Origin of the sequence: Nonomuraea wenchangensis, from assembly GCF_900111685.1 — a bacterium.
In the GTDB taxonomy this organism is placed as follows: Bacteria; Actinomycetota; Actinomycetes; order Streptosporangiales; family Streptosporangiaceae; genus Nonomuraea; species Nonomuraea wenchangensis.
The window spans coordinates 126946-153640 of the sequence record NZ_FOHX01000016.1; the positions used below are offsets into that span (position 1 = coordinate 126946).

22 protein-coding genes are annotated in these 26695 nt (G+C 70.6%); 18 read left to right on the top strand and 4 right to left on the bottom strand.

Annotated features, from left to right (window positions below):
• Nucleotides 1-64 precede the first annotated feature (64 nt).
• The 8 genes from atpE (at nt 65) to BMW85_RS36425 (ending at nt 6583) form a co-directional block, all read left to right on the top strand.
• Nucleotides 65-295: an ATP synthase F0 subunit C gene (gene atpE / locus BMW85_RS36390; RefSeq protein WP_020546689.1), complete on the top strand. Its 231-nt coding sequence runs from the start codon at nt 65-67 to the stop codon at nt 293-295.
• Between the two features lie 28 nt (nt 296-323).
• Nucleotides 324-878, top strand: a complete 555-nt coding sequence (locus BMW85_RS36395) for a F0F1 ATP synthase subunit B (RefSeq protein WP_091090832.1) — start codon at nt 324-326, stop codon at nt 876-878.
• On the top strand, nt 878-1687 hold the full coding sequence (locus BMW85_RS36400; protein WP_091090835.1) for a F0F1 ATP synthase subunit delta: 810 nt from the start codon (nt 878-880) through the stop codon (nt 1685-1687). Before BMW85_RS36395 ends, BMW85_RS36400 begins: the two co-directional genes overlap by 1 nt.
• 24 nt (nt 1688-1711) lie before the next feature.
• Nucleotides 1712-3361 carry a F0F1 ATP synthase subunit alpha gene (atpA, locus tag BMW85_RS36405; protein WP_091090839.1) on the top strand — a complete coding sequence of 550 codons (1650 nt, stop codon included), beginning with the start codon at nt 1712-1714 and terminating at the stop codon, nt 3359-3361.
• Between the two features lie 3 nt (nt 3362-3364).
• Nucleotides 3365-4267, top strand: a complete 903-nt coding sequence (locus BMW85_RS36410; RefSeq protein ID WP_091090842.1) for a F0F1 ATP synthase subunit gamma — start codon at nt 3365-3367, stop codon at nt 4265-4267.
• 1 nt (nt 4268) lies between these two features.
• On the top strand, nt 4269-5717 hold the full coding sequence (gene atpD, locus BMW85_RS36415) for a F0F1 ATP synthase subunit beta (protein ID WP_091090845.1): 1449 nt from the start codon (nt 4269-4271) through the stop codon (nt 5715-5717).
• Nucleotides 5718-5783: 66 nt separating this feature from the next.
• Nucleotides 5784-6185: a F0F1 ATP synthase subunit epsilon gene (locus tag BMW85_RS36420; RefSeq protein WP_091090848.1), complete on the top strand. Its 402-nt coding sequence runs from the start codon at nt 5784-5786 to the stop codon at nt 6183-6185.
• A gap of 20 nt (nt 6186-6205) precedes the next feature.
• Nucleotides 6206-6583 (top strand): DUF2550 domain-containing protein, encoded by a 378-nt coding sequence (locus BMW85_RS36425; RefSeq protein WP_091090850.1) that lies wholly within the window; start codon nt 6206-6208, stop codon nt 6581-6583.
• Nucleotides 6584-6623: 40 nt separating this feature from the next.
• On the opposite strand, the gene BMW85_RS36430 is transcribed toward BMW85_RS36425, so the two are convergent.
• A complete protein-coding gene (locus BMW85_RS36430; RefSeq protein ID WP_091090852.1) occupies nt 6624-7214 on the bottom strand; it encodes a cob(I)yrinic acid a,c-diamide adenosyltransferase in 591 nt (196 codons plus the stop codon).
• 127 nt (nt 7215-7341) lie between these two features.
• Between BMW85_RS36430 and BMW85_RS36435 the strand changes: the two genes are divergently transcribed.
• The 4 genes from BMW85_RS36435 to BMW85_RS36450 all read left to right on the top strand — a co-directional run bounded on the left by BMW85_RS36435 (nt 7342) and on the right by BMW85_RS36450 (nt 10920).
• Nucleotides 7342-8238, top strand: coding sequence for an ABC transporter ATP-binding protein (locus tag BMW85_RS36435; protein WP_091090855.1), 897 nt, complete (start codon nt 7342-7344; stop codon nt 8236-8238).
• Complete coding sequence (locus tag BMW85_RS36440; protein ID WP_091090857.1) at nt 8235-9344, top strand: ABC transporter permease; 1110 nt, start codon at nt 8235-8237, stop codon at nt 9342-9344. The genes BMW85_RS36435 and BMW85_RS36440 overlap by 4 nt, the downstream gene beginning before the upstream one ends.
• 14 nt (nt 9345-9358) lie before the next feature.
• Entirely contained in the window at nt 9359-10525 is a 1167-nt protein-coding gene (locus tag BMW85_RS36445) for a sensor histidine kinase (RefSeq protein WP_091090859.1), read from the top strand.
• Nucleotides 10526-10602: 77 nt separating this feature from the next.
• The gene (locus BMW85_RS36450; protein WP_091090861.1) at nt 10603-10920 is read left to right on the top strand and encodes an STAS domain-containing protein; all 318 of its coding nucleotides are present in this window, start codon (nt 10603-10605) and stop codon (nt 10918-10920) included.
• A 108-nt stretch (nt 10921-11028) separates the two neighbouring features.
• On the opposite strand, the gene BMW85_RS36455 is transcribed toward BMW85_RS36450, so the two are convergent.
• The 3 genes from BMW85_RS36455 to nucS all read right to left on the bottom strand — a co-directional run bounded on the left by BMW85_RS36455 (nt 11029) and on the right by nucS (nt 13951).
• Complete coding sequence (locus tag BMW85_RS36455; RefSeq protein ID WP_245775268.1) at nt 11029-11592, bottom strand: TetR/AcrR family transcriptional regulator; 564 nt, start codon at nt 11590-11592, stop codon at nt 11029-11031.
• Nucleotides 11593-11736: 144 nt separating this feature from the next.
• Nucleotides 11737-13209 carry an aldehyde dehydrogenase family protein gene (locus BMW85_RS36460; protein WP_091090865.1) on the bottom strand — a complete coding sequence of 491 codons (1473 nt, stop codon included), beginning with the start codon at nt 13207-13209 and terminating at the stop codon, nt 11737-11739.
• A 79-nt stretch (nt 13210-13288) separates the two neighbouring features.
• Complete coding sequence (nucS, locus tag BMW85_RS36465) at nt 13289-13951, bottom strand: endonuclease NucS (RefSeq protein ID WP_091091104.1); 663 nt, start codon at nt 13949-13951, stop codon at nt 13289-13291.
• Between the two features lie 86 nt (nt 13952-14037).
• On the opposite strand from nucS, the gene BMW85_RS36470 reads away from it, so the two are divergent.
• The 6 genes from BMW85_RS36470 (at nt 14038) to BMW85_RS36495 (ending at nt 26681) form a co-directional block, all read left to right on the top strand.
• Nucleotides 14038-14328 (top strand): Rv1322 family protein, encoded by a 291-nt coding sequence (locus tag BMW85_RS36470; protein WP_091090867.1) that lies wholly within the window; start codon nt 14038-14040, stop codon nt 14326-14328.
• Between the two features lie 18 nt (nt 14329-14346).
• The gene (locus BMW85_RS36475; RefSeq protein WP_091091105.1) at nt 14347-15051 is read left to right on the top strand and encodes an alpha/beta hydrolase; all 705 of its coding nucleotides are present in this window, start codon (nt 14347-14349) and stop codon (nt 15049-15051) included.
• Between the two features lie 217 nt (nt 15052-15268).
• Nucleotides 15269-18520, top strand: coding sequence for a LamG-like jellyroll fold domain-containing protein (locus BMW85_RS52135; RefSeq protein WP_091091108.1), 3252 nt, complete (start codon nt 15269-15271; stop codon nt 18518-18520).
• A 59-nt stretch (nt 18521-18579) separates the two neighbouring features.
• Nucleotides 18580-24894 (top strand): RHS repeat-associated core domain-containing protein, encoded by a 6315-nt coding sequence (locus tag BMW85_RS36485; RefSeq protein ID WP_091090869.1) that lies wholly within the window; start codon nt 18580-18582, stop codon nt 24892-24894.
• Between the two features lie 140 nt (nt 24895-25034).
• Complete coding sequence (locus BMW85_RS36490) at nt 25035-25793, top strand: SDR family NAD(P)-dependent oxidoreductase (RefSeq protein WP_091090872.1); 759 nt, start codon at nt 25035-25037, stop codon at nt 25791-25793.
• Nucleotides 25794-25871: 78 nt separating this feature from the next.
• A complete protein-coding gene (locus tag BMW85_RS36495; protein WP_281249648.1) occupies nt 25872-26681 on the top strand; it encodes an alpha/beta fold hydrolase in 810 nt (269 codons plus the stop codon).
• Nucleotides 26682-26695 lie beyond the last annotated feature (14 nt).

Below are 26695 nucleotides of genomic sequence, written 5' to 3' on the forward strand. Positions count from 1 at the left end.
CACACGGAATGTCCATGACCGGTGATACCCACTTCACCGGCCGTTAAGTAAAGGAATAAGAACAATGAGCGTTCTCGCTGAGGTCTCCGGCAACGTCACCGCCATCGGTTACGGTCTCGCCGCCATCGGCCCCGGCATCGGCGTCGGCATCATCTTCGGTCAGGGCGTGCAGGCCATCGCGCGCCAGCCCGAGGCTTACGGCCTGATCCGCCAGAACATGCTCCTCGGCTTCGTCCTCACCGAGGCCCTCGCCCTGATCGGCCTGGTGGCGCCGTTCATCTTCTCGGGCATCTGACAGCCCTCAACTGACGAAAGGCTGCAACATGGTTGTTAAGGCAGCTTCGCTCCTCGCCGCGGAGGGGGCAGGCAACCCTCTCATCCCGCACACGTACGAGCTCGTCGTCGGTATCTTCGCGTTCCTCGTCGTCTTCCTCGTCGTCGGGCGCATGCTCGTGCCGCGCATCCAGAAGACGCTGGCTGAGCGGACGGACGCGATCGAGGGCGGCATCAAGCGGGCCGAAGAGGCCCAGGCCCAGGCGCAGGAGCTCCAGCGCCAGTACGCGGCCAACCTTGAGGAGGCCCGGCGCGAGGCCGCCAGGCTCCGCGAGGACGCCCGCGAGCAGGCCGCGCAGATCAAGGTCGAGCTCCGCGAGGAGGCGCAGGCCGAGGCCCGCCGCCTCGTCGAGGCCGCGCACGTGCAGATCGAGGCCGACCGTCAGGCCGCCTTCGCGCAGCTCCGCACCGAGATCGGCCGCCTGTCGACCGAGCTCGCGGGCCGCATCGTGGGCGAGTCGCTGGAGGACGAGGCCCGGCAGAGCCGCATCGTCGACCGGTTCCTCGACGAGCTGGAGAGCTCCAACGCGCAGGCGGTGCGCTGATGCGCGGTCTGAGCAGGACGTCGCTGGCCGAGGTCGAGGAGCGGTTCAACGCGGCGGCCGGCACTGCCGACCTCGGGACGCTCTCCGACGAGCTGTTCGCGGTGGCGGATCTGCTCGACCGCGAGCACGGCCTGCGCCGCGCCCTGTCCGACCAGGCCAGGCCGGCGGAGGCCAAGACGCGCACCGTGCGCGCGCTGCTTGAGGGCAAGGTCGGCGCGGCCGCGCTGGCCACCGTCGAGAGCGCGGTCGCGGCTCGCTGGTCGCGGGCCGGCGACCTCGCCGACGTGCTCGAACGGCTGGGCGTGATCGCCGCGGCCGCGGAGGCGGAGGGCCAGTCGCGGCTCGACGACGTGGAGGACGAGCTCTTCCGCTTCGGACGCGTCGTGGCCGGCAGCCCCGACCTGCGCCGCGCGCTCGCCGACCCGACGGCCCCCGCCGCCGGCAAGCGGCAGCTGCTGAGCGACCTGCTCGGCGGCAAGGTTGCGCCCACCAGCCTGCGCCTCATCACGCAGGTGGTTCTGCACCCGCGAGGACGTAGCCTGGAAGCAGGGCTCGAGGAGTTCGGCCAGCTCGTGGCCCAGCAGCGCCAGCGCCTCGTGGCGGTGGTGCGCACCGCGGTCGAGCTGACCGAGGCGCAGAAGCGACGCCTGGCGTCGTGGCTGCGCACCTCGTACGGGCGTGACGTGCACCTGAATGTCGAGGTGGACAAGCGAGTGCTCGGTGGGTTCTCGGTCCGCATCGGCGACGAGATCATCGACACCACCATCGTGGGACGAATCGAAGAAGTCCGCCGCCGGTTGGCCGGCTAGGCGAAATAGGGAGACAGAGTAGAGATGGCGGAGCTTACGATCCGGCCGGACGAGATCCGGGACGCGCTTGAGCGCTTCGTCCAGGCGTACGAACCGGAAGGCGCCGCGCGCGAGGAGATCGGGACCGTCGTCGACGCCGGCGACGGCATCGCCCATGTCTCCGGCCTGCCCTCGGCGATGGCGAACGAGCTGCTCGAGTTCGAGAACGGCACGCGCGGCCTGGCGCTCAACCTCGACACCCGTGAGATCGGTGTCGTGATCCTGGGCGACTTCAGCGGCATCGAGGAGGGCCAGACGGTCCGCAGGACGGGCGAGGTCCTGTCCGTGCCCGTCGGCGACGACTTCCTCGGCCGTGTGGTCGACCCCCTGGGCAACCCCCTCGACGGCAAGGGCGCCATCACCGCCGAGGGCACGCGTGCCCTTGAGCTGCAGGCCCCCTCGGTCGTCCAGCGGCAGCCGGTGAAGCAGCCGCTGCAGACCGGCATCAAGGCGATCGACGCCATGACGCCGATCGGCCGTGGCCAGCGCCAGCTGATCATCGGTGACCGCGGCACGGGCAAGACCGCGATCGCCGTCGACACCATCCTCAACCAGCGCGAGGCCTGGGCCTCCGGCGACCCGACGCAGCAGGTCCGCTGCGTCTACGTCGCGGTCGGCCAGAAGGGCTCCACGATCGCGCAGGTCAAGGCCCGGCTCGAGGAGGCCGGCGCGATGGAGTACACCACCATCGTCGCCGCTCCCGCCTCCGACCCGGCCGGCTACAAGTACCTCGCCCCCTACACCGGTTCGGCCATCGGCCAGCACTGGATGTACCAGGGCAAGCACGTCCTCATCGTCTTCGACGACCTGACCAAGCAGGCCGACGCCTACCGCGCCGTGTCCCTGCTGCTGCGTCGCCCGCCGGGCCGCGAGGCCTTCCCCGGCGACGTCTTCTACCTCCACTCCCGGCTCCTGGAGCGCTGCGCCAGGCTGTCGGACGACATGGGCGGCGGTTCGATGACGGGTCTGCCGATCATCGAGACCAAGGGCAACGACGTGTCGGCGTTCATCCCGACCAACGTCATCTCCATCACCGACGGTCAGTGCTTCCTGGAGACCGACCTGTTCAACGCCGGTGTCCGCCCGGCCATCAACGTCGGTATCTCCGTCTCCCGAGTCGGCGGTTCCGCGCAGGTCAAGGCCATGCGCAAGGTCGCCGGCACGCTGAAGCTGTCGCTGTCCCAGTACCGCGACCTGGAGGCGTTCGCCTCGTTCGCCTCCGACCTCGACGCCGCCTCCCGGGCTCAGCTGGAGCGCGGTCAGCGGCTGGTCGAGCTGCTCAAGCAGCCCCAATACTCCCCGTTCCCCGTGGAGCGCCAGGTCGTGTCGGTGTGGGCCGGCACCACCGGTGAGCTGGACGAGGTGCCGGTCGAGGACATCCGCCGGTTCGAGGCCGAGTTCCTCGACTACCTGCAGTCCTCGCGCAAGGGCGTCTTCGACAGCATCCGCGAGACGAAGGACATGGGCGACGACACGGTCACCACCCTCAAGGACGCCATCACGGAGTTCAAGAAGGGCTTCACCACCTCCTCGGGCGAGCTGCTGGTGAAGGACGAGCCGGTCGCGCCGCTGGAGGCCGGCGAGGTCGGCCAGGAGAAGATCAAGAAGGTCGTCCGCCCGGCGACGGGGAAGTAATCCATGGGTGCCCAGCTCAGGCTGCTGCGGCGGCGGATCAGCTCGGTCAAGTCGACCGCGAAGATCACGCGCGCCCAGGAGCTCATCGCCTCCTCACGGATCGTGCGGGCGCAGCAACGGATGCAGGCGGCGCTGCCGTACGAGCGCGAGATCACCCGCGCCGTGACCGGCGTCGTCAGCAACGCGGCCAGCGTCGACCATCCGCTGACCGTGGCGAAGGACAACCCCGCCAAGGCGGGCGTCCTGATCGTCACGAGCGACAGCGGGTTCTGCGGCGGCTTCAACGCGAACGTGCTGCGTGAGGCCGAGGCCCTGCGCGGGCTGCTGGAGAGCCGTGGTCTCGAGGTCATCCCGTTCGTCTCCGGGCGCAAGGGTGTCACCTGGCACTCCTTCCGCAACCGGACGATGGGCGGCGAGTGGGTCGGCTTCTCCAGGAAGCCGGCCTACGCCGACGCCAAGGAGATCGCGGGTGTCCTCATCGACTCGTTCAAGGACGAGAACGGCATCGACGAGATCCACATCGTCTCGACCGAGTTCGTCTCGATGCTGACCCAGAACGTCGTCGTCAAGCGCGTTCTGCCGTTGGAGGTCGAGGAGACCGAGGCCACGGAGTCCACGCAGATTCCGCCGTACTTCGAGTTCGAGCCGACCGCCGGCGACGTGCTGGAGTCGCTGCTTCCGCGTTACGTGGAATCCCGGATCTTCACCGCGCTGCTGCAGTCGGCGGCCTCCGAGGAGGCCGCCAGGCGGCGCGCCATGAAGTCGGCGACCGACAACGCCAACGAGCTGATGCGGGTGCTCACCCAGCAGATGAACCAGGCTCGCCAGGCCGAGATCACCCAGGAAATCAGCGAGATCGTCGGTGGCGCCAACGCGCTCGCTGACGCCGCAGCGGGGAAAGAGTGAAATGACTGCAGAGGCTGTTGAAACTGTAGAAGCCGCCGCGGCCGGCACCGGCCGTGTGGCGCGCGTCACCGGCGCCGTCGTCGACGTGGAGTTCGGCGTCGACACGATGCCCGACATCTATAACGCGCTCAAGGTCGAGGTCACCCTCGGCGGCGAGACCAGGACGCTGACCCTGGAGGTCGCCCAGCACCTCGGCGACAACCTGGTCCGCGCCATCTCCATGCAGCCCACCGACGGCCTGGTCCGCGGCCAGGCGGTCCAGGACACCGGCGGCCCGATCTCGGTGCCCGTCGGGGACGTCGTCAAGGGCCACGTATGGAACGCGCTGGGCGAGACGCTGGACGTCCCGACCTCGTCGCTGAACATCACCGAGCGGTGGGGCATCCACCGTCCGGCCCCGGCCTTCGACCAGCTCGAGTCCCGCACCGAGCTGCTCGTCACCGGCATCAAGGTCATCGACCTGCTCACCCCCTACGTGCAGGGTGGCAAGATCGGCCTGTTCGGCGGCGCCGGCGTGGGCAAGACGGTCCTCATCCAGGAGATGATCCGCCGCGTCGCCCGTAACTTCGGTGGCACCTCGTGCTTCGCCGGCGTGGGCGAGCGCACCCGTGAGGGCAACGACCTCTGGCTGGAGATGGAGGAGGCGGACGTCCTCAAGGACACCGCGCTCGTCTTCGGCCAGATGGACGAGCCGCCGGGCACCCGTCTGCGGGTCGCGCTGACGGCGCTGACCATGGCGGAGTACTTCCGCGACGTGCAGAAGCAGGACGTGTTGCTCTTCATCGACAACATCTTCCGCTTCACGCAGGCCGGTTCCGAGGTCTCCACCCTGCTCGGCCGCATGCCGTCGGCCGTGGGTTACCAGCCCACGCTGGCCGACGAGATGGGCGTGCTCCAGGAGCGCATCACCTCGACCCGCGGTCACTCGATCACCTCCATGCAGGCGATCTACGTCCCCGCGGACGACATCACCGACCCGGCCCCGCACAACGCGTTCGCGCACCTCGACGCGCAGACCGTTCTGTCGCGGCCGATCTCGGAGAAGGGCATCTACCCCGCGGTGGACCCGCTCGACTCCTCCTCCCGGATCCTCGACCCGCAGATCGTGGGCGAGGAGCACTACCGGGTGGCCCAGGAGACCAAGCGGATCCTGCAGAAGTACCGCGAGCTCCAGGACATCATCGCGATCCTCGGCATCGACGAGCTGTCCGAGGAGGACAAGGTCACCGTCCAGCGGGCCCGCCGCATCGAGCGCTTCCTGTCGCACCCGATGTACGCGGCCGAGGCCTTCACCGGTCAGCCGGGCGAGACCGTGCCGCTGGACGAGACCATCGCCTCCTTCAAGGGCCTCTGCGCGGGTGAGTACGACCACCTGCCCGAGCAGGCGTTCTTCATGGTCGGCGGCATCGAGCAGGCCGTGGCCAAGGCCAAGGAACTCCAGCGTCGCTAATCGCCATACGGTGGCGGCCCGGGCCCGGTCCCGCGCCGCCACCTGATCGGAAAGGAACCTGCACAAGTGGCGAAGCTACGCGTAGGGGTTGTCTCACCCGAGCGTGAGATCTGGTCTGGCGAGGCCGACATGGTGATTGCCAAGACCGTGGACGGCGAGATCGGTATTATGCCGCAACATGCACCTGTGCTCGGCGTTCTCGTCGAGGGCGGCGTGCTGCGCGTGAAGCGGGAGGGCGAGGTCGACCTCGTGGCGGCTGTTCACGGCGGGTTCATCTCCGTGGCCGACAATGAGGTGTCCGTGCTCGCCGAGGTCGCCGAGCTCGGGTCGGAGGTCGACGTCGCGGCTGCCCGTGACGCGCTCGACCGGGCTCAGGCCTCCATCGAGGCCAACCAGGAAGACGCCGACGCGGCGATCGAGGCCAAGCGTGCCAGGGCCCGGCTCCGCGCGGCGGGGGAAGACGTATAACAGAGCTACAGGGGGGCGGCATGGTGGCGACGGTTGTGGTTCTCGTAGTGCTGCTTGCCGCCCTCGTGGTGTCGCGCGTGTTCATGTTGCGATCGCGCGGCAACGTACCCTGCCGGTTGCGGGTCGGTGCCCGCGGCTGGCGCAGCGGGGTGGCCCGTTACGCAGACGGGGAACTCCACTGGATTCCGCTCCTGGGCGTCCGACTGAGGCCGCGCCACGCGATCGCGAGGCGCGGCCTCGTCGTTTCCGCCCGTCGCGAGCTCGGCGACGGGCTCTACGCGGTGGACTGCAGCGGCAGCACGCGGGACGTGTCGCTGGCGATGAGCGCCGACGCGCTCACGGGCTTCCTGGCGTGGCTGGAGTCCGCGCCGCCCAGTGCCTACCTCGACGTGGCCTGACGGGCCTTCAGCGCGGGCCTGAGCGCCGCGCCGGGGGTGCTCAGCGAGTGCCGCCGGGCTTCCACAGGATCTCCTGGCCGCCGTGGGCCACGCGGCAGGCGATGAACAGCAGGTCCGACAGCCGGTTGAGATATTTCGCGGTCAGCGGGTTCATGTCGTCGTGGACCTCAAGGGCGGCCCAGGTGGTGCGCTCGGCCCGGCGTACGGTCACGCGGGCCACGTGCAGCGCCGCCGTCGCGGGGTCGCCGCCCGGCAGGATGAAGCTGCGCAGCGGCTTGAGGCCCTCGTTGAGGCGGTCGCACTGCTCCTCCAGCCGGTCGACGTAGGACTGCTCGACCCGCAGCGGCGGGAACTCGGGGTTGTCCGTGACCGGCGTGGCGAGATCGGCGCCGACGTCGAAGAGCTCGTTCTGGAGCCGGGCCAGCAGCTCGGCCAGGTCGCCCGGCAGGGTGCCGAACGACAGGGCCAGCCCGAGGTGGGCGTTGGCCTCCTCCACGTCGGCGTACGCGGCCAGCCGGGGATCGGTCTTGGCGGTCGTGCTCATGTCGCTCAACCTGGTGGTGCCGTCGTCGCCGGCACGGGTGTAGATGCGGGAGAGAACGACCGGTTTGTCCTTGTCGGCGCGCGTCATGGCCCCAGCGTAATGACAAAAGTCATCCCGATCGGACGCGGGATGCATGTCCGCCTGGTGATATCGGCGACTACCTGGGCGAACGGTGCGAACGCCACTATGGACCCATGACGAAGGAGAGGACCTGATGCTGGAGATAAGCGAGCTGCGCAAGCGCTTCGCGGGCGGCCCCGACGCCCCCGGCGGGAAGGTCGCGCTGGACGGTGTGGGCTTCAGCGTGCGGCCTGGTGAGATGTACGGGTTCGTGGGCGCGAACGGCGCCGGCAAGACGACCACCATGCGGATCGTCATGGGCGTGCTCCAGGCCGACTCCGGCTCGGTGAGCTGGCAGGGCCGGCCGCTCGACTACGACGCGCGGCGCCGCTTCGGCTACATGCCGGAGGAGCGCGGGCTCTACCAGAAGATGCGCGTCGCCGAACAGATCGAGTACTTCGGCCGCCTCCACGGCCTCAGCGCGCCGGCCGCGCACAAGGCCACCGAGGAGCTGATGGAGCGGCTGGGCGTCGCCGAGCGCAGGAACGAGGCGGTGCAGGCGCTCTCGCTGGGCAACCAGCAGCGCGTGCAGCTCGCGGTCGCGCTGGTGCACGACCCCGAGGTGCTGGTGCTGGACGAGCCGTTCTCCGGCCTGGACCCGATCGCCGTGGACGCGCTGGCCGGCACCCTCCAGGAGCGGTGCAGGGGCGGAGTGCCGGTGATCTTCTCCAGCCACCAGCTCGACCTGGTCGAGCGGCTGTGCGACGCGGTCGGCATCGTGGCGCGCGGGCGCATGGTGGCCTCCGGCACCGTGGCCGAGCTGCGTGCCGCCGAGAGCGACACGTTGCGCGTGGTGGTCCGCGACCCCGCTCCCGGATGGGCGGACGGCCTGCCCGGCACGGTCACCGTCAACGGCGACCGGCACGTCCTGCGTACGACCAGCGCGGACGACCAGGAGGTCCTGCGCCGCGCGATCAAGGCGGGCCGCGTCGAGCACTTCGGCGTCGAGCAGCCGACCCTCACCGAGATCTTCAAGGAGGCCGTGGCGTGAACGGTGTGATGCTGGTCGCCCGCAGAGAGGTGGCGACGCAGATCCGCACGAAGGGATTCGTCATCGGCCTGCTGGTGACGGCTCTCGTGGTGGCGGCGGTCTCGTTCGCGCCCAAGCTCATGGACCGCCCCGACTCCTACACCATCGGCACCGTGAACAGCGAGCGGCTGCCGCTGGACCGGGCGGCGCCGGAGGCGAAGTTCGAGTGGAAGGAGTTCGCCGACGAGGCCACGGCCCGGCAGGCCGTGCTCGACGGCGACGTGGACGCCGTGGTGGTCGGCGGGACCAAGGTGCTCGCCGACGGCCAGCTCGACGACGAGCTCGGCGTGCTGCTGCAGAGCGTGAACCGCGAGGTCAAGCTCGGCGCGGCGGGCGTGTCGATCCCGCCGTTGCAGATGGAGACCGTGGGCGAGGACGCGCGCTACGACTCGGCCCGCACCGGGATCGCCGTGGTGCTCGTGCTGGTGCTGTTCATGCTGATCATCGGTCAGGTGTCGATGGTGGCGATGGGCGTCGTGGAGGAGAAGGGCAGCCGGATCGTGGAGATCCTGCTCTCCTCGATCAGGCCCTGGCAGCTGCTCGCCGGCAAGATCATCGGCCTGGGCGTGCTCGGCCTGATCAACCTCGTGGTGATCCTGGGCGTCGGCCTCGGCGCCGCGGCGGCCTCCGGCATCGCCGCGGACTTCCCGCCCGGCATCGGCGGGCTCGTGGTCGGGGTGCTGGTGTGGTTCGTGCTCGGCTACGCGTTCTTCGCGACGCTGTCGGCCGCGTTCGCCTCGCTGGTCTCCCGCCAGGAGGAGGTGGGCAGCGTGATCACGCCGCTGACCATGACCATCATGGTGACGTACTTCGTGGCCTTCTACGCCACCACCGACGCCACGGGCACGCTGGCCACGGTCATGTCGTACATCCCGCCGTTCTCGTCCATGGTCATGCCGGTGCGGATGGCGGCCACCGAGGTGCCGCTGTGGCAGGTGGCGGCGTCCATGGCGGCCATGCTGGTGGCCGTGCTCGCGGTGCTGTCGTTCGGCGCCGGCGTGTACCGCCGGGCGGTGCTGCGCACGGGAGCGCGGCTCAAGCTCACCGAAGTGCTGCGCGCCGGGTAGGCGGACGGCGGCAGATGGAAGCGCTCCAACGGGCCCGGCGCATCACGTGGATCACGTTGATCGCCGGTCTCGTCATGTTGTGGGCCTTCCTCGCGCTGGGCAGCGTGGTGCTGTTCGGCGAGGGGAGGTTCCCCTGGTGGCGTGCCGTGCCCGCGTTCGCAGCGGCGGTGGGCTTGACCTGGCTCGCCTGGCGGGCCATCGACGCCGTGATGGCCGGCCGCTACCCCCGCCGCGAGATCGTGGTGAGCGCGGTCCTCGCGGTGATCGGAACGGCGGCGGGCGGGGGAGACCCCTTCGGCTGGGGTTTCCTCATCATGGTCTGGGTCTACACGGCCACGCTGAGGGTCTCCAAGCGCACGGCGATCCTGCAGTCGGTGGGGGCCTTCGTGGTCGCCGTGGCGCTCGGGCTGCTCGGCGTGGCGACCGACGCCGGGGTGAGCGGCGCGGACCTGGAGCTGCCGGAGGCCGTGGTCTACTTCGGCGTGGTCTACGCCATCTGGTGCCTGACGATGCCCCCGTCCGGCCGGCTGTGGTTGTGGATCTGGATGCTGGCGGAGCAGGCGCACCGGGGCAGGGAGGCGCACACGCGGCTGGCGCTGGCCGAGGAGCGCCTGCGCTTCGCCCGCGACCTGCACGACCTGGTGGGCCATCAGCTCTCGGCCATCGCGGTCAAGACCGAGCTGGCCAAGCGCCTGTCGGAGGCCGATCCCGCGGCGGCGAGGGCCGAGCTCACCGAGATCAACACGCTCACCCGCAGGGCCCTGCGCGAGCTGCGCGAGGCCGTGCGCGGTTACCGCGAGCTTGACTTGACGGCCGAGCTGGATAGCGTGAAGGGAGTGCTCGAAGCGGCCGGGGTCCGCTGCGAGGTGCGCCTGCCCTATCGCGAGCTCCCCGCCGGGCTGGCCCCCGTCTTCGCCTACGCGGTGCGCGAGGCGGTCACCAACGTGCTCAAGCACAGCACGGCGACGTTCTGCGAGATCACGATCCGTTTCACTCCCGAGCGGGCGGAGCTGTCCGTACGCAACAACGGTGTCGCCCGGCGGCAGGCCGCCGATCCGGGCAGCGGACTCACCGGCATGGCGGAGCGGCTGGCCACCGTGGGCGGGGCGGTGCGCGCCCGCCCGACGGAGGACGGAGAGTTCCTGCTCGAAGCTGTCGTGTCGCTGCCTGTGGATGGGTAGGGGTGACATGCAGAGGTCCGTCCCGTGCACGTGTGCGCACGGGCGCGACCGGCTGTGCGCGTGACTGAGGAGGTGGCATGCGCGTCCAAGGCAATCCGAGAGCTCAGGTGGTGCGGATCGGGGCAAGGCTCGACGCCGGCACGTCTGCGGGGGTGCGCGAGCGGCTGCACGACGCTCTCGACGCCGGCGAGGGCGACCTGATCCTCGACCTCTCCAAGCTGGAGATGATCGACGCGACCGGTCTCGGCGTGCTCGTGGGGGCGCATCGGCGCGCGATGGGCGCGCAACGCCGCCTCGTCCTACGGGGGGTGCCACCGAGGATCATGCGGATCCTCGCGGTGACCCGGCTGAATCGGGTCCTGCTCGTGGAGGTTCCGGCTGCCGCGGTGGCCTGAGGACATATAGCGGCGGGCGGCGATCAGCCGCCGCCCGCTCATTCTCGACTTAGACAAAATCCGGATTACGGATGGCGCGCATCCCGTATGGCGGAATTCTGCGGCATTTTATCCCGGGACCGTCCCGGATCGGGGCGCGCCGAGGCTCCGCATGAAGATGTGCACCGCGGTCGCCACGAGATCGTCGATCGCCGGCTGCGTCTCGGCCAGCAGCCATTCGATGAGCAACTCCTGCAACGCCCCAATGATGCCGAGCGTCAGCAGCCGCCGATTCACGTGCGGATCCTGCGGAAAATCCGCGGCGGCCTCCTGGATGACGCGGGCGAAGGACTCTATGGCCCGCTGGCGTGACATTGACAGCACATCGCCCGACCTGCGCACCTCGACGTGCATGATCCGGGCGCGGCGCCAGTCGGCCGTGGCGAACTCGATATAGGCGCGAATCCCCGCGCGTACGCGCCCTTCGAGGGTGTCCGGTGCCTCCTGTAACGCTTTGGCCACGACGCTCAGGCTTTCCTCCACGCACCGCTGGTGCAGCGCCTGAAGGAGCTCCTCGCGTCCGCCGAAACATTCGTAGAAGGCGCGGTTCGAGATCCGCGCCTCCGAGCACAACCTTTCGATCGTCGTCGCCGCGAATCCCGGCTTCGCGTATAGCGTGTAGGCGGCCGTCATCAGCCGCTCCCGTCTGTCCGCCAGCCTTTGCTCAGCCGACATTCCCCGGTAAGACCGGTTCACATTCCACCCGTCCAACATGATCGTGGCCCCCAGAGCACACAATTATGGACGGATGATCCGTTAAGGGAAAGAGTACGAAGATTATCTTTTACGTCGGCCGTGCAAGAACGTGACAAGCCTGATCAGCCGCTCAAGCTCGGCGGGCCCCCTGGAGAACGAGGTCAGGTTCATCCCCGGCATCGCGAAACGCTGCCGGGAGATCGCTTTGGGCCTGCTGAACTCGCGCAGGCCGTCGGCCCCGTGGATGCGCCCGAAGCCCGAGTCGCCGACGCCGCCGAACGGCAGGGACGGCACCCCGGCGAACGAGATGACGGAGTTGATCGCCGTCATGCCGGTCCGCATGAGCCGGGCCAGCTCGGTCGCCCGGCGCGCGTTCCTGGAGAACACCGTCCCGCCGAGCCCGTACGACGAGGCGTTGGCCAGCTCCAGCGCCTCCTGCGCGTCGCGGGTGCGCCGGACGGTGATCGTGGGGCCGAAGGTCTCCTCGCGTACGGCGGCGGAGTCCTCGGGCACGTCCTCGACGATGACCGGGTCCACGAACGGCGGACGCACCGACCCGGGCCCGCCGGTGACCACCCGGCCCACCTTGGCGGCGTCGTCGATGTGCCGCTTGATGACCTCGACCTGGGCGGGCATGGTGATCGGCCCGTAGTCCTCGCCCGCCCGCACCTTGGTCACCCGCTCGGACAGCTCGCGCATGAACCCGTCGTAGACCGCGTCCACGACGTAGACGCGCTCGACGCCCACGCAGGTCTGCCCGGCGTTGGACATGGCGCCCCACAGGCAGGCGTCGGCGGCGGCGCCGAGGTCGGCGTCGGCGTCGACGATGAAGGCGTCCTTGCCGCCGCACTCGGCCACGATCGGCGTGAGGTTCTCGGCGCAGGCGGCCATGACGCGCTTGGCCGTGGCCGTCGAGCCGGTGAAGGCGATCTTGCGCACGCGCGGGTCGGCGGCCAGGGCCGCGCCGGTCTCGCCCAGGCCGGTCACCGCCTGGAACACCGGCTGCTCGGGCACCGCCTCGGCGAACAGCTCCGCCAGCCGTACGCCGACGCCGGGGGTGAACTCGCTCGGCTTGAACACCACGGCGTTGCCGGCGGCCAGCGCGTACGCGATGGAGCCCATCGGCGTGAAGACCGGATAGTTCCATGGGCCGATCACGCCGACGACCCCGAGCGGGAGGTATTCGAGCGTGGCTGCCAGGTTGAGGCCGATCATGCCGGTCGCGACCCGGCGGCGGCCCAGCACCTTGTGGGCGTTGCGCGCGGCCCAGTCGATGTGCGTGATCGCCAGCACGATCTCCAGCGTGGCGTCACCGACCGGCTTGCCGGTCTCCTCGTGGACGAGCCGGGCGAGCTCCCGCAGGTCGCGGGTGACGACCGCCTTGTAGTCGAGCAGCCGGCGCCGGCGCTCGGCGTGCCCGAGGCCCGCCCACCAGGCGGCGGCCGCGTCGGCCCGGCCGACCGCCTCGCGGACGGCGTCGGGGCCCTGCTTCGGGTGGCTGCCGACGATCTCGCCGGTGGCCGGGTTCAGTGAGTCGAACGTCACCGTGGTCATGGCGTCACGATAATCCGGTAAGCCATCGCTTACTAGGGCAAGGGGGGCGTGACGACCTGCGGTGCGTCGGAAAGGCGGGTCAGAACAGGGTCGGGTTCTCCGGCTCGATGCCGCGCAGCGCGTCGTAGTCGAGCGTGACGCAGTCGATCCCGCGGTCGGTGGCGAGCACCCGGGCCTGCGGCTTGATCTCCTGGGCCGCGAAGACGCCGCGGACCGGCGCGAGCAGCGGATCGCGGTTGAGCAGCTCCAGATAGCGGGTGAGCTGCTCGACGCCGTCGATCTCGCCCCGTCGCTTGATCTCCACGGCCACGGTGGCGCCGAGGCCGTCGCGGCAGAGGATGTCGACGGGGCCGATGGCCGTCATGTACTCGCGGCGGATCAGGGAGTAGCCCTCGCCCAGCGTCGTGATGTGCTCGGCGAGCAGCTCCTGCAGATGGGCCTCGACGCCGTCCTTGATCAGCCCGGGATCGACGCCCAGCTCGTGGCTGGAGTCGTGGAGGATCTCGTCCATGGTCAGGACCAGCTTCTCGCCGGTCTTGCCGTGGGTGACCGTCCAGGTGCCGCCGTCCTCCTTGAGCTTGCACGGCGGGTTCATCCAGTTGAGCGGCTTGAACGCGCGGTCGTCGGCGTGGATGCTCACGCTGCCGTCCGCCTTGATGAGCACGAGCCTCGGCGCCATCGGCAGGTGAGCCGTGAGCCGTCCTACGTAATCCACGCTGCATCGCGCGATGACCAGCCGCATGACCACCCACCTTAGCGGCTCTGGAAAACTGGGGTCATGGCGTTCGACGGGGGCATGACTTCGCGCGGGTCCGGAGGCGGCACGGGATGAGCCCACGACGGGCCCGCCGCAGGGAGTCCTCCCGCCCCTTCGGCTTCCCGACCGGCCTCGACAAGGTGGAGGAGTGGCCGGACGGCGACTGGAAGGTCCGCATGCTCACGGGCGCCTCGTCGGCGAAGAACTACCGCTGTCCCGGCTGCGACCAGGAGATCCGTCCCGGTCAGCCGCACCTGGTGGCCTGGCCCGCCTGGACGGGCGGCGACGAGGAACGCCGCCACTGGCACCAGCCCTGCTGGCGCAAGAGGCTCGATCGCGGCCCCGGCCGCAGCCGTTACTAGCCCCCGAAAGGAACGATGGTGGAGATTCGCGCGGCGACGGTGCTGCCGGCCCGGCGGGAGCCGATCGAGCTGCACACGGCCGACGACCTGACCCTGGTCGGCGAGCTGGCCCTGCCGGCCGACCGGCCCCCGGTCGCGACCCTGGTGACCCTGCATCCGCTGCCGACCCACGGCGGCTTCATGGACAGCCACCTCTACAAGAAGGCCGCCAACCGGCTGCCGGCCCTCGCCGACCTGGCGGTGCTGCGCTTCAACACGCGCGGCACCTCCTCCGAGCGCGGCACCTCCGGGGGGGCCTTCGACCGGGGCGAGGGTGAGCGCTACGATGTCGCCGCCGCGCTGGAGTACGCCGAGTTCCACGACCTGCCGAAGGTCTGGGTGGTCGGCTGGTCGTTCGGCACCGAGCTGGCGCTGAAGTGGGCGCACGACCCGCTGGTGCAGGGCGCGATCCTGCTCTCGCCGCCGCTGCACCGGGCCACCGACGACGACCTCGACGCCTGGGCCGCGTTCGGCCGGCCGCTGACCGCGCTGGTGCCGGAGTTCGACGACTACCTGCGGCCGGAGGAGGCGCGCAAGCGCTTCGCGCGGGTGCCGCAGGCTGAGGTCGTCGGCGTCGACGGCGCCAAGCACCTGTGGGTGGGGGAGCCGTACGTGCGGATCGTGCTCGACGAGATCGTCAAGCGGGTCAACCCGGCGGCCTACCCGCTTCCCACCGAGGTCTGACGAGGATTTGCGCGCGGACGCGAAGTTTGAAGCTTTTCGTGAACATAATGAGCAGAACTCTGGACTCCACGTCTGACACAGGGTGACAATCCGAGCGTCAATCGAAGATCGTGGAGACGCCGGACGGTGTCCGTTCCGCGCGTAACCCCTGCTCAGCGTGGGCGAGGCACAAATGCGGGTCGTGCGTTTACTTGGTGCGGCGGCTATGGCGTTTCCGATGGTGGCGGTGGTCCTGACACAGGCACCACCGGCCGCGGCCGAGACCCCTCCGGCGGCGTATGCCGCGGCGCCGCCGGAGCAGGCCGGGCCGCCCGGCCAGGAGAGCGCGGAGCGGCAGGCGGCGGCGCTGGCCCGCCGGGACAACCGCCTGGTCGAGATCGAGTCCATGCGCGGCGAGACCCGCCGCGTCTTCGCCAAGCCCGACGGCACATTCACTCTTGAGCAGTACGTACGCCCGATCCAGGTCCGCAGGGACGGCGGCTGGGTGCCCGTGGACACCACGCTCCGCCTGCGCCCCGACGGCGCGATCGAGCCGGCCGCCGCCGCGGTCGGGGTCACCTTCTCCGGCGGCGGCGACGGCCCGCTGGCCCGCCTGTCGCGCGGCGGCAAGACCCTGGAGCTCGGCTGGACCGGCCCGCTGCCCAAACCCACGCTGAACGGCGACACCGCCACCTACGCCGAGGTCAGGCCGGGCGTCGACCTCCAGGTCACGGCCGACGTGGACGGCTTCTCGCACCTGCTCGTGGTCAAGACGCGGGCCGCGGCGGAGGCCCTGACCGAGCTGGCGTACCCGCTGGACGCCGAAGGGCTCACGGTGAAGACCGACGCCGCGGGCAACCTGCGGGCGCTCGACGAGGCCGGCGGCGCGCTCTTCCTCGCCCCCACACCCAAGATGTGGGACTCCGAGGGCATGACCAGCCCGAAGGCGCTCAGGGAAGGCCGCTCGCCCGAGGCCCGCGAGGCCACGATGGGCGTCACGGTCAAGGGCCGTGAGCTGCGGCTCAAGCCGGACCGCGCCATGCTGACGGACCCGGGGACGCAGTTCCCCGTCTACCTCGACCCCTACTTCTCGGCCTCGCGCGGCTCGTGGACCGCGGTCTGGAGCAACTGGCCGAACTCCAACTACCTCAACTCCAGCGACGTCGCCCGGGTGGGGCACGTCGAGTCGCAGAAGAACCGCTCGTTCTTCCAGATGGCGACCGGCGCGACCATCCACGGCAAGCAGATCGTCAAGGCGACGCTGCGGACGTACGAGACGTGGTCGTACTCGTGCAGCGCCCGCAAGGTCGAGGCGTGGGGCACCGGCGCGATCAGCTCCAGCACCACCTGGAACAAGCAGCCGTCCTGGACCAGGCTGCTGAGCACGGTGAACGTGGCCAAGGGCTGGGGCGCCTCCTGCATGCCCGGCGGCGTCGAGTTCGACATCACCTCCTGGGCCGCCGACGCCGCGGCCAAGAAGTGGAACCAGATGACCGTCGGCCTCCGGGCCACCAGCGAGACCGACGTGTACGCCTGGAAGAAGTTCAAGAACAACCCCGTCGCGGTCATCGAGTACAACTCCATCCCCAACGACCCGGTCGCCGCCGACGTCTGGTCCGACCCGGGCGGCCCCTGCGTCTCCGGCGCCGACCGGCCGATCATCAGCACCGCCACGCCCAAGCTGTGGGCCAAGCTCAAGGACGCCGACAACTCGGTCAAGGGCCGCTTCGAGTGGTACAACGCCGCCGGCGTGAAGACCGGCGAGTACGTCACCGCCACCGGCTCCTCCGGCACCGCCTTCGCCGCCACCGTCCCGACCAGCCTGTACGCCGACGGCGCACTGGTCCGCTGGCGGGTACGCGGCGAGGACGGCAAGGCGAACAGCGCCTGGAGCCCCTGGTGCGAGGCCACGGTGGACGCCACCGCGCCCGGCACGCAGCCCGCGATCACCTCCTCCGAATACCCGGAGAACACCTGGTCCGACGGCCTCGGCCTGGCGGGGACGTTCAACTTCGGCCCCAACGGCGTCACCGACGTGGCCTCCTACCTCTACGGACTCGACACCGGCCCCAACACCGCGGTCGCGGCGGGCGCGGAAGGCAAGGCCACGATCCAGATCACCCCGAGGCACGACGGCCCCAACGTGCTGTCGGTCCGCAGCAAGGACCACGCCGGGCAGCTCGGCCCGATCCGCACGTACGTCTTCAACGTCAACTCCGGCTCCCCGCCGGCCGGGCACTGGCCGCTCGACGAGGGCCAGGGAAGCACCTCCGCCGACGCCGCGGGCGCCCGCCCCGTGACGCTGACCGGCGCGACGTGGACGACCGGCCGCACCGGCTCGGCGCTGCGCCTGGCCAACGGCTCCGCGCAGACCTCCGGCCCGGTCCTCGACACGAGCCGCAACCTCACCGTCGCCGCCTGGGCCCGCCTGACCTCCAACGCCGCCACCGCGACCCTGGTCACGCAGGAGGGCGGCAGGACCGGCGCGTTCGCCCTGCAGTACTCGAAGAGCGACGACCGCTGGGCGTTCACCCGCACCGCCGCCGACGCCGACGGCGCGGCGACCACGCGCGCCCTGTCGGCCGCCGCGCCCCGGCTGAACGAGTGGACCCACCTGGCCGGCGTCTACGACACGGCGTCCCGGCAGCTCTCGCTCTACGTCAACGGCCGCCTGGAGTCCACGGTCGCCTTCACCCAGCCGTGGAACGCCACCGGCTCCTTCGTCGCGGGCCGCGGCAAGGCGGCGGGGGCGGCGGCCGAGTTCTGGCCGGGCGACGTGGACGACGTGCGCGCCTACGGCCGGGCCATGTTCGCCGACGAGGTCGCCGAGCTGATCAACAGCGCGTCCACGCTGGTCGGCCACTGGACGCTGGACGAGGAGAGCGGCACCGCCGCCGCCGACTCCTCCGGCCGGGCCACGCCCGCCACGCTCGCCGGGGCCGCCTCCTGGACCTCCGGCTGGCTGGACGGCGCGCTCGCGCTCGACGGCGTCACCGGCGCGGCCCAGACCACCAAGCCGGCCGTCTCCACCGCCACCGGATTCACCGTCGCCCTGTGGACCCAGCTCGACTACCTGCCGACCAAGGACGTCACCGCGGTGTCCCAGGCGGGCAACCGGGCCGCCGGGTTCCAGCTCGGCTACGACACCGCGCAGCAGCGCTGGGTGTTCGGGATGGCCTCGGCCGACACCGACACCGCGACCCTCGTACGGACCCGCTCCGACTCCCTCGCCAACGCGATGGAGTGGACCCACTTGGCCGGCGTCTACGACGCCCTTACCGGACAGCTCCGCATCTACGTCAACGGCCGCCTGTCCGCCACCACGGTCACCGGCCACACCAGCACCTGGAACGCCACCGGACCGCTGCACCTGGGCCGGACCAAGAGCGTGGGCGCCCTGACCGGCTACTGGCCGGGCACCGTCGACGACGTCCGCACCTATGACGGCGTGCTCAACGCCGATCAGATCGCCCAGCTCGCCGCCCAATAGCCAGTCTTTTCGCCCAGTACACCCCCTCGAAGAGCAGCACCACCCGACTGGGAGAGTTCATGGATCTGCCGAGTGAGTTAGAGCTGCCCGAATCCAGGTGGAATCGCCCTCCGGAAACCTCGGAATTCGGCGACGCCCCCGACCCCTACTGGAACCGCTTCCTCCACCCGAAGCCCGAGTCCCCATGGCCGCGCCGCCTGGCGACGGTCCTGTCCGTCATCCTCATCGCCCCCATGGCGTACGCCCTGCCCGCCCAGGCCGCCCCTCGCCCTGCTCCCCAGGTGCAGAAGGAGACCCCGGTCAAGGGCACCAAGGTCCCGGTCCTGCCCCCGCTGGACAATCCGGTCACCAAGCAGGTCTGGACGGCCCCGCCCGGCGTGAGCTGGCCGAAGCCGCAGACCGCCGAGCTGGGCGGCACGGACGCCGCGGCGAGAACCCTCGCCGCGGGTGACTTCCCCGTCAGGCTGGCTCCGCAGCAGAAGGCCGCGAAGAACGCCAAGACCGCCGAGGCGGCGGAGGCCGCGGAGGCGGCGACCCCCGTCAAGGTCGAGCTGCTCGACCCCGCCAAGTCCGACCGGCTCGGCCTGACGATGCGCGTCTCATCGAGCGAGAACGGGGTGGCGGCCCGCTCGGCCGGCAAGGCGACGACCCGGCTCCAGATCGACTACTCCAAATTCCGCTACGCCTACGGCGGCGACTACGGCGCCCGCCTGCGGGTGGTGAAGCTGGAGGAGTGCGCGCTCACTGGCGCCGCGGACTGTCCGGCGCCCGCCCCGGTCAAGAGCGCCAACGACACCACCGAGGGCACGGTGACGGCCGAGTTCGAGACGGCCGGCCTGTACGCGCTGACCGCTGCGGCCTCCGGCTCGTCCGGCGACCACTCGGCCAGCCCGCTGGGCCCGTCCGCGCAGTGGAGCGTCGGCGCCCAGTCCGGCGACTTCAACTGGGGCTACCCGCTGCGCGTCCCGCCCGCGCTGGGCGGCGACGAGCCGGAGGTCGGGCTCGGCTACTCCTCGCAGAGCGTGGACGGCCGCACCGTCTCGACGAACAACCAGTCGTCCTGGGTGGGCGAGGGCTTCGAGCTCAACCCCGGCGGCTTCGTCGAGCGCCGCTACAAGTCGTGCACGCTCGACGGCAAGAAGACCGGCGACCTGTGCTGGGACCAGGACAACGCCGTCCTCTCCCTCGGCGACTCGTCGGTGGAGCTGGTCAAGGACGCCACCACCAAGCAGTGGCGGCCCAAGAGCGACGACGGCATCAGGATCGAGTACCTGACCGGCGCCACGAACGGCGACAACAACGGCGAGTACTGGCGTGTCACCACGCAGGACGGCACCCAGTACACCTTCGGGCTCAACCGGCTGCCCGGCTGGGCCACCGGCAAGGCCGAGACCAAGTCGGTGCAGACCGTCCCGGTGTTCGGCAACAACAGCGGCGAGCCCTGCTACAACAGCACCCCGGCCAACGCCTGGTGCCAGCAGGCGTACCGCTGGAACCTCGACTACGTCGTGGACCCGCACGGCAACTCCATCACCTACTGGTACGCGCAGGAGAAGAACTACTACGGCCGTAACGGCAAGCCCGAGTCCGGCACCGTCTACGACCGCGCCGCCTACCTGAGCCGCATCGACTACGGCTACCTGAAGAACGAACTGTTCACCAAGCAGCCCGCCTCGCGGGTGGTGTTCGACGTGGCCGAGCGCTGCCTGCCGAGCGGCACCATCACTTGCGCCCCCGAGCAGCTGAAGAAGGACACGGCGGCGCACTGGCCGGACGTGCCGTTCGACCAGATCTGCGACTCGGGCGTGAAGTGCACCGACCGGCTGACGCCGACGTTCTTCACCCGCAAGCGGCTGACCAAGGTCACCACGCAGATCCTCACCGCCGCGGGCACGTACGCGCCGGTGGACTCCTGGACGCTGACCCACCAGTTCCCCGCCACCGGTGACGGCCTCAGCCCGTCGCTCTGGCTGGCCTCGATCCAGCAGACCGGCCACGTCGGCGGCACGCTCTCGCTGCCGAAGACGAGCTTCATCGGCGTCCAGCTCCCGAACCGGGTGGACGCCAACGAGGGCCGCGCCCCGCTGGTCAAGTGGCGCGTGCAGGCGGTGGACAACGGCACCGGCGGTGAGCTGCGCGTCAACTACAAGGCCGCCGAGTGCGCGCCGGGCGCGCTGCCGGCCGCCGACAAGAACACCAAGCTCTGCTTCCCGCAGCGCTGGGCCCCGCCGGACGAGGCCGAGGTCGTCGACTGGTTCCACAAGTACGTGGTCGCGCAGACCATGGAAGTGGACCGGGTCGCCGGCGGCACCCCCGTCATCACCTCCTACGAATACCTGGGCGGCGGCGGCTGGCACTACGCCGACAACATCCTCGTCAAGCCCGAGCACCGCACCTGGTCGGAATGGCGCGGCTTCGGCCGGGTCAAGGTGCGCGAGGGCGACGGCCAGGACACCAAGCGCACGCTCACCGAGTTCCGCTACTTCCGCGGCATGCACGGCGACAAGCAGGCCGACGGCTCCAAGCGCGCCGTCCAGGTCGAGGACAGCGAGGGCGTCAAGCTCGACGACCTCGACCAGTACGCGGGCTTCGAACGCGAGGAGATGCTCTACGACGGCGACGGCGGCGCGCTGCTCAGCGCCACCGTGGAGAAGCCGTGGTCGGTGAAGACCGCCGAGTCCACGCAGGGCGGCATCACCAAGACCGCGTACGTGGTCCAGGCCCAGTCGATGGTCACCCGCAAGGCGGTGGCCGGCGGCAAGTGGCGGCGCACCGGCGAGGAGCGCTCGTACGACGCCACGGGCACTCTGCTCTCGGTGGAGGACAAGGGCGACCTGTCCACCGCCGACGACGACCAGTGCACCCGCTACACCTACGCGCGCAACGACACGAGCTGGATGCTCGACTTCACCAGCCGCGTCCACAAGGTCGCCGCCCCCTGCTCGGCCGGCGTGTCCACGCTCGCCACCGGCGACCTCATCTCCGACGAGCGCATCCAGTACGACGGCCAGGCCCACGGCCAGGCCCCGAGCAAGGGCGACGTGACGTCGGTCCAGGTCGTCGTCGGCGACGACGGCGGCACGATGACCGACACCACGCGCACGTACGACGTGTACGGCCGCGAGACCAGCGAGACCGACACCGTCGGCACGAAGTCCATCACCGCCTACTCCCCGGCCGCCGGCGGGCACGCCACCGAGGTCACCGAGACCAACAACCTCGGCCACGTCGAGCGCGTGCTCATCGAGCCGGCGTGGGGCGAGCCGGTCGCGGAGATCGACGCCAACAACCGGCGGAGCGAGATGGAGCACGACGCGCTCGGCCGGCTGGTCAAGGTGTGGCAGCCCGACCGCAGCAAGGAGGCCCAGCAGTCGCCCAACACCGAGTACTCCTACGTCATCCGGTCCAACGGCCCCAGCTACGTCGCCACCAAGACCCTGCGCGACGACGGCGGCGGCTACGTCACCAGCTACGAGCTGTACGACGGCCTGATGCGCGAGCGCCAGACCCAGGAGCCCGCGCCCAGGGACGACCAGACGCAGGATCCGGCGCTGCGCGACGGCCGGACGATCACCGACACGTACTACAACTCGCAGGGCGAGGAGTACAAGTCGAACACCGGCTACTTCGCCACCGGCAACCCCGGCACGGACCTGTTCGGCGTCGCCGACGCCGCGGTGCCCAACCAGGTCGTGACGAACTTCGACGGCACCGGCGAGGCCATCGCGCAGATCCTCAAGTCGAAGGGCGCGGAGAAGTACCGGGTGTCGGTCGTGAACGAGGGCGACCGCATCCACATCACGCCGCCGCCGGGCGGCACCGCGACCACCCGCATCGGCGACGCCGAGGACCGGCTCATCGAGCTGCGCCAGTACAAGGGCCCGGCCCCGACCGGCGAGTACGAGGCCACCAAGTACACCTACGACCATGCCGGCCGCCTGTCCACGGTGACCGACGCCGCGGGCAACGTGTGGCGTCACCACTACGACCTGCGCGGCCGGGAGATCAAGACCGAGGACCCCGACAAGGGCGTCACGACGATGACGTACAACGACGCCGACGAGCTGGTCAGCACGACCGACGCGCGCGGCAAGACGCTGTACTACGTCTACGACGCCATGGGCCGCAAGACGGAGATGCGCGAGGGCTCGGCCACCGGCCCGCTGCTGGCAGAGTGGAAGTACGACGCCCTGGCCAAGGGGCACATGAACGCCAGCATCCGCTACATCGGCGGGCAGGCGTACAAGGCCGAGATCAACGCGATCGACATCAACTACCGGCCGCTGCGCGAGACGGTCACCATCCCCGAGCGTGAGGGCAAGCTGGCCGGCTCCTACCTGCTCAACACGCGCTACACGGCCGACGACGACGTGCAGTCGGTCAGCTTCCCCGGCGTCGGGGGGCTGGCGGAGGAGCAGGTCGTCTACAGCTACGACGGCCTCGGCCAGGTGGTCAAGGTCGCCGGTCTGTCGACGTACGTGAACGCGGCCCGCTACTCCAAGCTGGGCGAGACCCTCCAGTACGAGCTGGGCGGCTCGGGCAGCAAGAAGGCGTGGCTGACGTACAACCACGACGAGTCCACCCGGCGGCTGAGCAGCTTCCGGCTGGACCGCGAGGGCTCGTCCGCGACCGACCTCAACCTCGGTTACACCTACGACGCGGTCGGCAACATCACCAAGATCGCCGAGGCGGGCGGTCAGGACACGCAGTGCTTCACCTACGACCACCAGCGCCGGCTGAGCTCGGCGTGGACGGCCACGGACGACTGCGCGTCCGGCTCGCCGAAGTCCGCCACGATCGGCGGCGTGGCACCGTACGCGGTGAGCTACGCCTACGACGTGACCGGCAACCGGATCAAGGAGACCAAGCACGCCTGGGGCGGCACGGCCGAGACCAGCCGGTCCTACGCCTACCCGCAGCCGGGCGGCAAGCAGCCGCACGCGCTGCAGAGCGTCGGCGCCGACCTGTTCGAGTACGACACGGCCGGCAACACCACCAGGCGCAAGATCGGCAACGCCGACCAGGCCCTGGTCTGGGACGCCGAGGGCAACCTCGAGTCGGTGACGGAGGCGGGCAAGACGACCTCCTTCATCTACGACGCCGAGGGCGACCGGCTGATCCGCAAGACGCCGACCGACGCCACCCTCTACATCGACGACATGGAGCTGCGTCTCGACTACGCCAAGAACGTGGTCGAGCAGACCCGCTACTACACGGTCAACGAGGAGCCGATCGCCGTCCGCACGCCGGACAACCAGGTGTTCTTCCTGGTCAGCGACCACCAGAGCACGGCGCAGGCCGCGGTGAACGCCGCGACGGGCGAGCTGGCGGTGCGCAGGACGACCCCGTTCGGCGAGGAACGCGGCTCGCCACCCGCCTGGTGGCCGGGTGATCGCGGGTTCGTCGGCGGCACCAAGGACGCCACGACCGGGCTGGTCCACCTGGGCGCCCGTGAGTACGATCCCAAGCTCGGCCGCTTCCTGTCGGTGGACCCGGTCATCGACGACGTGGACCCGCAGCAGCTCAACGCCTACGCCTACGCCGGCAACAGCCCCGTCACCATGAGCGACCCCGACGGGCAGTGGGTGTGGTTCGTGGTCGCGGTGGTCGTCCGGGTCGGCATCCGTTACGCCGCGAAGAAGGCGGCGCAGCGGGCGGCCGCGGCCGCGCTGCGGCGGGCGGCGCTCGCCCGGGCCAGGGAGGCGGCCAGGAAGCGCGCGCTCGCCGAGGCGCGCAAGCGGGCCATCGAGGCGGCCAAGAGGAAGGCGAGGGAGGAAGCCAGGAAGAAGGCCATGCGCGAGGCCAGGAAGAAGGCCCTCCAGGCGGCGCGCAAGAGGGCTCGCGAGAAGCTCGAGCGGGCCCGCCAGGCGGCGGCCAAGCGGCGGGCGGCCATGAAGGCCGCGAGGAAGGCGCGCAAGGAGGCCCGGGAGGCGGCGTTCAAGCGGCGCATGGCGCTCCAGGCGCGCAAGCGCAACCACTACCGCGGCCGCCTTCCCGCCGGCATCCGGCAGGCCAGGTCCGCTCCCGCGCGGCGGCCCACCAGCCATCGTGCGACGCAGCGGTCCTCGCCGCCGCGGGCGAACCGGCAGCCGGCGCAGCCGAGACCGAGCCAGGTGTACCGGAACGACGGGACCACGCAGCCGACGCAGTCGTACACCGTGTACGGCAACGGCCGGTTGTACCCGCAGGGCCGGCCGCCGTCCAACCTGCCCAACAGGGGCGGCTCGGGCCAGGGTGAGAAGCAGATCTTCAGGCCCGAGAAGGTCGAGCTCGAACCGAACAGGACAGGTCAGGCCATGCAGACCTTCAACCGGGCTCCCAAGATGATCGACAGCATCGCCGACATCATCGACGGATTCTTCGGCGGCATGTGACCTGACCGATGCGGGCTTCCGGCCCGATGACCGCGAGCGCGCCGGCGCGGAGCTCACGAGGCTCCGCGCCGGTGGCGTTCCCGGACGCCACCTCCATAGAATCTTGTTCGGTTCGGCTGGCACGCAACGGAGGAGGCGGCGTGGGCGCGTTCGATCTCAACGGTAAGCAGGCCCTGGTCACGGGGGCATCGAAGGGCATCGGGCGGGCCATCGCGCTCGCCTACGCGGCGGCCGGCGCCGACGTGGCCCTGGTGTCCCGGTCGGCCGACGCGCTCGCCGAGGTCGCCAAGGAGATCGAGGCGCTCGGCCGCCGGGCCGTCGTGCTGCCCGCCGACCTCACCGACCGCGACGCCGCCGCGAGCATGGTGGCCGCCGCCATCGACGGGCTCGGCCACCTCGACATCGTCGTCAACAACGCGGGCGGCTCGAACTTCATGGTCGAGTTCAAGGACCTGCGGCTGTCCGGCTGGGACAAGCTCATGCGGCTCAACCTCGACTCGGCCATGGTCGTCTGCCACGCGGTGGCGCCCCACTTGCTGGAGCGGGGGAGCGGGTCGGTCATCAACGTGGCCTCCGTCGCGGCGCTCGGCGCGCCCTTCCTGGCGCCGTACGCGGCCGCCAAGGCCGGGCTGGTCGCGCTCACCAAGACGCTGGCCCTGGAGTGGGCGCGGGCCGGCGTACGGGTCAACGCCCTGTGCCCCGGCTGGACGGCCACCGAGCTCAACCGCAACCTCTGGGACGACGGGAGCGGCGGGGCGGCCACGATCGCCACCGTGCCCATGCGGCGCTGGGGGACCGCCGAGGAGATGGCCCAGCCGGCGATCTTCCTGGCGAGCGGGGCTTCGGCGTACATGACCGGGCAGGTCCTTTTCATCGACGGCGGCGCCACCGCGGTCTGACCTGCTGTCCAGCGGGTCCGGTGGAAGCGGTCGCGCGCTTTGCGGCATATAGGCATGCGACATCGTGTGCTCACAGGCGTGATCCGCGTTACCGTGGGGGCCGTGCAGCTCTACACGAGATCGTCCGGGACCGGGCTCCCGGTTGTGCTGCTTCACGCGTTCCCGCTGTCGTCGGCCATGTGGCTGGCCCAGCGGGAAGGGCTGGCCAAGGTCTGCCGGGTCATCACCCCCGACCTGCGCGGCTTCGGCGGCTCCCGGCTGGGCGAGGACGACCCCTCGCTCGACCTCATGGCCGACGACGTCGCCAGGCTGCTCGACGACGAGGGCATCGAACGGGCGGTGGTGGGCGGGCTGTCCATGGGCGGCTACGTCACGCTGGCGTTCTGCCGCAGGCACCCCGACCGGCTGCTCGGCGCGATCCTCGCCGACACCAAGGCCGTCCCCGACGCCGCTCCGGCGCGCGACAACAGGGAGCGCATCGCGCGGGCCGTGCTGTCCGAGGGCAGCGACGTGCTGGTCAGCGAGGTGCTGCCGGGGCTCATCGGGCCGACGACCAAGGAGCGGCGCGCCATGGTGTTCGGGCGGGTCAAGGGGCTGGTGCAGTCCGCCCCGCCGGGCGCGGTCGCCTGGGCGCAGCGCGCGATGGCCGGGCGGCCGGACTCCACCGAGACGCTCGCGGCGCTGAAGGTCCCCCTGCTGGTCGTCGTGGGCGAGGAGGACGACCTGACGCCGCCCGCCGAGGCCAAGGCCATGGCGGAGGCGGTGCCGGGCGCGCGGCTGGAGGTCATCCCCAAGGCCGGCCACCTCAGCGCGGTCGAGCAGCCGGAGGCTTTCAACGCGGCCGTGTCGGAGTTCCTGCAGACCGAGCTCGGCGCCGCCCGCCGGTGACGGGCTCGTGCGGA

Bases quoted from the DNA above. Each gene is read 5' to 3' on its own strand.
- BMW85_RS36410 (WP_091090842.1), top strand. From the start codon at position 3,365: ATGGGTGCCCAGCTCAGGCTGCTGCGGCGGCGGATCAGCTCGGTCAAG.
- BMW85_RS36430 (WP_091090852.1), bottom strand. From the start codon at position 7,214: ATGACGCGCGCCGACAAGGACAAACCGGTCGTTCTCTCCCGCATCTAC.
- nucS (WP_091091104.1), bottom strand. From the start codon at position 13,951: ATGCGGCTGGTCATCGCGCGATGCAGCGTGGATTACGTAGGACGGCTC.
- BMW85_RS36450 (WP_091090861.1), top strand. From the start codon at position 10,603: ATGCGCGTCCAAGGCAATCCGAGAGCTCAGGTGGTGCGGATCGGGGCA.
- BMW85_RS36400 (WP_091090835.1), top strand. From the start codon at position 878: ATGCGCGGTCTGAGCAGGACGTCGCTGGCCGAGGTCGAGGAGCGGTTC.
- BMW85_RS52135 (WP_091091108.1), top strand. From the start codon at position 15,269: ATGGTGGCGGTGGTCCTGACACAGGCACCACCGGCCGCGGCCGAGACC.
- atpD (WP_091090845.1), top strand. From the start codon at position 4,269: ATGACTGCAGAGGCTGTTGAAACTGTAGAAGCCGCCGCGGCCGGCACC.
- BMW85_RS36425 (WP_091090850.1), top strand. From the start codon at position 6,206: ATGGTGGCGACGGTTGTGGTTCTCGTAGTGCTGCTTGCCGCCCTCGTG.
- atpE (WP_020546689.1), top strand. From the start codon at position 65: ATGAGCGTTCTCGCTGAGGTCTCCGGCAACGTCACCGCCATCGGTTAC.
- BMW85_RS36445 (WP_091090859.1), top strand. From the start codon at position 9,359: ATGGAAGCGCTCCAACGGGCCCGGCGCATCACGTGGATCACGTTGATC.
- BMW85_RS36455 (WP_245775268.1), bottom strand. From the start codon at position 11,592: ATGACGGCCGCCTACACGCTATACGCGAAGCCGGGATTCGCGGCGACG.
- BMW85_RS36460 (WP_091090865.1), bottom strand. From the start codon at position 13,209: ATGACCACGGTGACGTTCGACTCACTGAACCCGGCCACCGGCGAGATC.
- BMW85_RS36485 (WP_091090869.1), top strand. From the start codon at position 18,580: ATGGATCTGCCGAGTGAGTTAGAGCTGCCCGAATCCAGGTGGAATCGC.
- BMW85_RS36395 (WP_091090832.1), top strand. From the start codon at position 324: ATGGTTGTTAAGGCAGCTTCGCTCCTCGCCGCGGAGGGGGCAGGCAAC.
- BMW85_RS36435 (WP_091090855.1), top strand. From the start codon at position 7,342: ATGCTGGAGATAAGCGAGCTGCGCAAGCGCTTCGCGGGCGGCCCCGAC.
- BMW85_RS36470 (WP_091090867.1), top strand. From the start codon at position 14,038: ATGAGCCCACGACGGGCCCGCCGCAGGGAGTCCTCCCGCCCCTTCGGC.
- atpA (WP_091090839.1), top strand. From the start codon at position 1,712: ATGGCGGAGCTTACGATCCGGCCGGACGAGATCCGGGACGCGCTTGAG.